Source organism: Halanaerobium sp. (assembly GCF_003070835.1).
The window spans coordinates 1-5,752 of the sequence record NZ_QBLR01000217.1 but is presented as its reverse complement, the minus strand read 5'-3'; the positions used below and the strand labels follow the sequence as shown (position 1 = coordinate 5,752).

5 protein-coding genes are annotated in these 5,752 nt (G+C 33.7%); all 5 read left to right on the top strand.

The window, feature by feature from the left end; genetic code table 11:
- The first annotated feature begins 878 nt into the window (after positions 1–878).
- The 5 genes from CI949_RS15735 (at position 879) to CI949_RS15715 (ending at position 5,673) form a co-directional block, all read left to right on the top strand.
- Positions 879–1,829, top strand: a complete 951-nt coding sequence (locus CI949_RS15735) for a sugar kinase (protein ID WP_290768037.1) — start codon at positions 879–881, stop codon at positions 1,827–1,829.
- 16 nt (positions 1,830–1,845) lie between these two features.
- Complete coding sequence (locus tag CI949_RS15730; RefSeq protein WP_290768035.1) at positions 1,846–2,499, top strand: bifunctional 4-hydroxy-2-oxoglutarate aldolase/2-dehydro-3-deoxy-phosphogluconate aldolase; 654 nt, start codon at positions 1,846–1,848, stop codon at positions 2,497–2,499.
- A gap of 18 nt (positions 2,500–2,517) precedes the next feature.
- Positions 2,518–2,964, top strand: coding sequence for a YhcH/YjgK/YiaL family protein (locus tag CI949_RS15725; RefSeq protein ID WP_290768032.1), 447 nt, complete (start codon positions 2,518–2,520; stop codon positions 2,962–2,964).
- A gap of 27 nt (positions 2,965–2,991) precedes the next feature.
- A complete protein-coding gene (gene dgoD / locus CI949_RS15720) occupies positions 2,992–4,140 on the top strand; it encodes a galactonate dehydratase (RefSeq protein ID WP_290768029.1) in 1,149 nt (382 codons plus the stop codon).
- A 117-nt stretch (positions 4,141–4,257) separates the two neighbouring features.
- Positions 4,258–5,673: an ISLre2 family transposase gene (locus CI949_RS15715; RefSeq protein WP_290768026.1), complete on the top strand. Its 1,416-nt coding sequence runs from the start codon at positions 4,258–4,260 to the stop codon at positions 5,671–5,673.
- The last annotated feature ends 79 nt before the right edge of the window (positions 5,674–5,752 follow it).

The following is a 5,752-nucleotide window of genomic DNA, read 5'->3' as shown; positions in this document are numbered from 1 at the left end:
ATCTTTAAATTCATCATCAAAAAAGGAGATATGACGGATGACTCCAAGCCCGTTAGTGACAATACCCGCTTTGTAGATATAGTAGAAATGGACATTAATGTAGAGCTGTTTTATCTTTTTATTAACCTGAGCTGAAGTAGTCATAGACCGATAAGCGAAGGCATATATATTAATATTTTTATCTTTTCTGTAGATATTTTTGAGTCTGAGAATGGTATTGTTTATGTATTTAGTATTGTTTTCAGTCAAATATGGTTCAAAGCCAGTTGTGTTATAAATGAAAAGATCAAATTTTGAGGATCAATTTTTCTGTAAAGTGGCTCAGTAATCTCAACAAGATGATAAAAAAGTTCTTTTAAATTATCTTCAAACGTTGTCTTAAACCGAGAAAAATGAGGGATATCAGGAACAGATTTAAAAACACAGAAATCCCTTAAATCGCTCCTTAAAGAAAAAATATTAAATAAGAACATAAGAGTTGGAATTCCTAATATTTTTTGTAGGATAAAAGCAAAAAGAATCGATTCCAATTTGTAAGTTCTATTTCTACAAAAATAGTTGTAGTAAGCATTGTAAAAGATGGATGGAAGAAATTTAGATAAATCAAGATATTAATCGAGCATTTCAAAGAACTGAGATTTATCATTTTGAGTCAAATCTTTGGCTTGTTCATAAAGAACTACGAAAGACAATTGCTTTTGAGAATTAAAAGACATTATGATTTCCTCTTTTTTGTTTGTGGTATTTTTAGTATCTATAATTATAGTATGCCATATTTCAGAGGGGAATCACTAAAAATTTATTTCATGGTCCTTGTTACTGTGGGCCTTAGACATTATGCAGACGACTAAAACAAAAAAAGTAAAGGAGGGTGATTTATGCTAGATGTAGTTACTCTTGGAGAGACTATGGTGATGATGAATCCTGTAGAAGCAGGGAATCTAAAGTATATTTATGATTATAAGAAACAATTAGGAGGAGCAGAAAGTAATTTTGCTATTGGTCTAGCTAGATTAGGTCATCAAGTAGGTTGGTTCAGTAAATTAGGTGACGATCCACATGGTGAGTATGTGAAGTCTTTTATTAGAGGAGAGGGAGTGGATACTTCTCAAGTTAAGTTTACTTCTCAGGCTCCTACAGGATTATTTTTTAAAGAAAGAAAAGAATTAGGAGAGAGTAATGTTTATTATTATCGGCATGGATCAGCAGCTAGTAAAATGAAGCCAGAAGATCTATCTGAAGATTATATTGCCCAAGCTAAGTATTTACATTTAACAGGAATTACACCTGCACTAAGTGGATCTTGTCACAATACAATTTTAAAAGCTATTAAAATAGCTAAAGATAATAATGTTAAGGTCTCTTTAGACCCTAACTTACGTTTAAAATTGTGGAGTAAAGAAATAATGCGAGAAGTTATGTTAGATTTATTTAAGCAAGCTGATATTGTACTTCCAGGAATAGAGGAAGGAGAAATTTTGTTAGAAACAGATGATCCAACAGAGATAGCTGAAGAAATTTTAGATTTAGGTGCAAAGATTGTGGTAGTTAAATTAGGAGCAGAAGGTGCTTTGGTAGCTAACAGAGATAGTAAGAGAAAAGTGGCAGGTTATCCAGTAGAGAGAGTTGTAGATCCAATTGGAGCAGGAGATGGTTTTGCAGCGGGATTTATTTCTGGTCAATTAAGAGGAAAAAATTTAGTAGAATCTACTAGATTAGCTAATGCAGTAGGTGCTTTTGCTACTACAGTCATTGGTGATGTAGAGGGACTACCTACTAGAGAAGAAGTGGAAGTATTTACAGGAGAGAAAGAAGCTATTACTAGATAGTAATGGGGGGATAAAAGTGGAAAAACAAGAGAATCTACAAACAATTATAGATAGTGGAGTTATTGCAGTTATTAGAGGTATGGAAGTAGATAAAGTAGTTAATATTGTTGATGCTCTATTAGAAGGAGGAGTAAAAGCTTTAGAAATAACTTTAAATTCTCCTGGTGCTATAGATTTAATTGAAGAAGTATCAGAAAGGGTAAAGGATACAGATGCAATTGTAGGAGCCGGAACAGTATTAGATGGTGAAACAGCCCGAGCTGCTATCCTAGCTGGAGCTGAATTTGTTTTTGCTCCAAACTTAAATCAAGATGTAATTGAAGTCTGTAACCGCTATGGGAAAGTAGTAATTCCTGGGGTGATGACGCCAACTGAGATTGTTAATGCCTATCAAGCTGGAGCTGATTTAGTAAAGATATTTCCAGCAGGAGTTATGGGGCCAAAATATATTAAAAGTGTCAAAGGTCCTTTAAATCATATACCAATGATGCCTACTGGAGGAGTTGGTTTAGATAATGCTGCTGATTTTATTGAAGCAGGGGTAGTGGCTCTTGGAGTTGGAAGTGCTCTAATGGATAAAGAAGCTATAGCAGAAGAGAATTATGAAGTTATAACTGAAAATGCAAAAAAATTAACTCAAATTGTAGAAGAGACCAGAAATACCTTATAATTAAAGGGGGATTTAAATATGATTATTGATAGTCTTGCTAATTCATCTTGTTATTATGGGGTAAGTGAGCTATTAAAAAAGGCGTTTAAGTTTTTGGAAGAAAATGATTTTTCAGAGATAGAAGATGGTAAGTATGAAATAGAGGGAGATGATATTTTTGCTATAGTAGACTCTTATGAAACTAAGCCGCAAGAAGAAGGAGTCTGGGAAGGACATCGTGAATATATTGATATTCAATATCTTGTAGAAGGAACTGAATTAATGGGGTATTCTAATTTAGAAAGAATGGATCTTGATGAATCTGATGAAGATAATGACTTTTTAACTTTTGCAGGTGATGGTGATTTTATTACAGTTGAGCCAGGAAACTTTGTAGTCTTTATGCCTCAAGATATTCATATGCCTGGTATTTGTCTAGCTGATGGTCAAGAAGCAAAAAAAGTGATTGTAAAAATTAAAAATTGATTAATATTATATAAAGGGGTAATAAAGATGAGAATCACTAACTTAGAAACATTTATTGTTCCTCCGAGATGGTTATTTTTAAAAGTTGAAACTGATGAAGGAATTAGTGGTTGGGGGGAGCCAATAGTTGAAGGAAGGGCCAAGACAGTAAAAGCTGCTGTAGAAGAATTAAGTGAGTATTTAATTGGAAAAGATCCTCTTAGAATAGAAGATCACTGGCAAGTTTTATACAGAAGTGGTTTTTATCGTGGCGGGCCAATCTTAATGAGTGCTATTGCAGGAATTGATCAAGCACTCTGGGATATTAAAGGGAAATATTATGATGCTCCTATTTATGAACTATTAGGTGGAGCTTGTCGGGATTCAATTAGGGTTTATTCCTGGATTGGTGGCGATAGACCAAGTGATGTAGGTAAAGTTGCTAAAAAAAGAAAAGAAGCAGGCTTTACTGCTATTAAGATGAATGCAACTGAGGAATTACAGTATATTGATTCTAATAAGAAAGTAGCAGAAGTGGTAGATAGAGTGGCTGCAGTGCGAGAAGAGGTAGGAGAAGATTTTGGTATTGGAGTAGACTTTCATGGTCGGGTTCATAAACCAATGGCCAAGTTTTTAGCTAAGGAGTTAGAACCATATAATTTAATGTTTATTGAAGAGCCAGTATTACCACAGAATAATGAAGTATTAAAGGAAATTACGAAGCAAACTAGGACTCCAATTGCAACAGGAGAAAGAATGTTCTCTCGTTGGGACTTTAAAGATTTACTAGCCAAGGGATATGTAGATATCATCCAACCTGATCTTTCTCACGCTGGAGGAATTACAGAATGTAAAAAAATTGCTGCTATGGCTGAAGCTTATGATGTAGCAGTAGCTTTTCATTGTCCATTAGGGCCAATTGCCTTAGCATCCTGTTTACAGGTAGATGCTACAGCTCATAATGCCTATATCCAAGAACAGAGCTTAGGAATCCACTATAATCAAGGAAGTGATATATTAGAGTATTTAGTTGACCCATCTGTATTTGATTATCAGGAGGGATATGTGGAGATTCCTAAGAGGTCTGGTTTAGGGATTGAAATTGATGAAGAGCATGTACGAAAGATGGCCCAAGAAGAGCATAATTGGAAAAGTCCAGTTTGGCGTCACCAGGATGGAACAGTTGCTGAGTGGTAAGTTAGTGTAAAATAAGTTTTGGAGATTTAAATTAGAATTAGCTAAAAAAATAGAAAGAAGACTCCCTTTTTGATAAAATGTTTTTAGGACAAAAAACAAAGAAAGGGGAGTCTTCTTATGGATAATATTATACAGGATTTTGCAGAAAATTTCATCTGTCATATCGAAAAATATGTAGATAATCTTTTTGAAGGTGAAAAGGAGAACATTTCAGAGCTAATTGAAATTATGCAGCAAGATATGGATAAATTGGGGCGAGAGGCCCTAGCACATGTTTTAGAAAAAATGGATCAGGAAATTATGGAATCTAAAGAACGCAAAAAATTATGGAATATACAGGCCAGAGATATGGATAAAACTTTAATCACTCAGTTTGGAGAGGTAAAATATCAAAGAACATATTATGCTTCTAAAAACAGAGAAAATACAAATTACACATATCTTGTGGATGATATTTTTGGAATAGAAAGATATCAGAGAATGGACAAAGGTTTAGAGCTTGATTTGGTAGAAAAGGCTGAAGAATATTCATATCAGAAAGCAGCTAATATGGCTTCTAAGGTTGTTCCTTTAAGTAAGCAGACAACTTTAAACAAGATAAAAAAGCTGGGTAAAATAGATAATAGAGTTACTGATGAAAAGCTTGCTGATAAAAAGAAGATTAAATATCTTTACATAGAAGCAGATGAGGACCATATTTCGATCCAGAGAAAAAACCGTGATGAAAATGAGAAAGATAAATCTGAAAATAAAGTGACAAAACTGGTCTATGTGCATGAAGGCCGTGAAGGCGCTAGAAACAAATTAAAAAACACTAAATTCTTTTCAGGTATTTACAACAAATCAGAAAATCTCTGGGAAGAGGTATTAAGCTATATAGATGATAAATATGATATGGACTATATTGAGACAATATTTTTGGCAGGTGACGGGGCTAACTGGATTAAAACCGGTCTTAAAGAGATACAGAAAACAAAATATATATTGGATAGATATCATTTAAATAAATATGTGCTAAAAGCTACAGGTCACTGTCCTAAAAAAAGACATTTTCTTTGGTTAGGCTTAAATACTGCTAATTACAAGTGTGTAAAAGGAACATTTAGAGCAATTTCTCAGAAAGCAGAAAATGGGAAACATAAAAAAGCAGTAAAAGAAGCAAGAAACTATATATATTCAAACTGGGCAGGTATTAATAATTATGTCAATGATCCAAATGCAGAAGTTTGTAGTGCTGAAGGACATGTAAGTCATGTGTTGGCTTCAAGAATGTCATCCAGACCTCTATCCTGGTCAGAAGATGGTGCAGATAGAATGGCTAGATTAAGGGCATTTAAATATAATGGAGGCAAAAAAGATGATTTATATCGAATATATGAGCATAAAGAAAAAGAAAAAAGAATAAAAATGAGAACAGAAAAAATTATAGATCACAGAAAAACATTATTCCCAGTCGCTAAGGAAACAGTTCCTGCCTTACGTAAAGGCAAAGTTAATGGATTGCAAAGAGCGGTAAAGTCTCTTGCGTTTTAAAATATTTATAGGGAGTCTTAATTTATATCCAAAAGCTACTTGACACAATCAGTGGTAAATAAAATTTGAAAATTATATC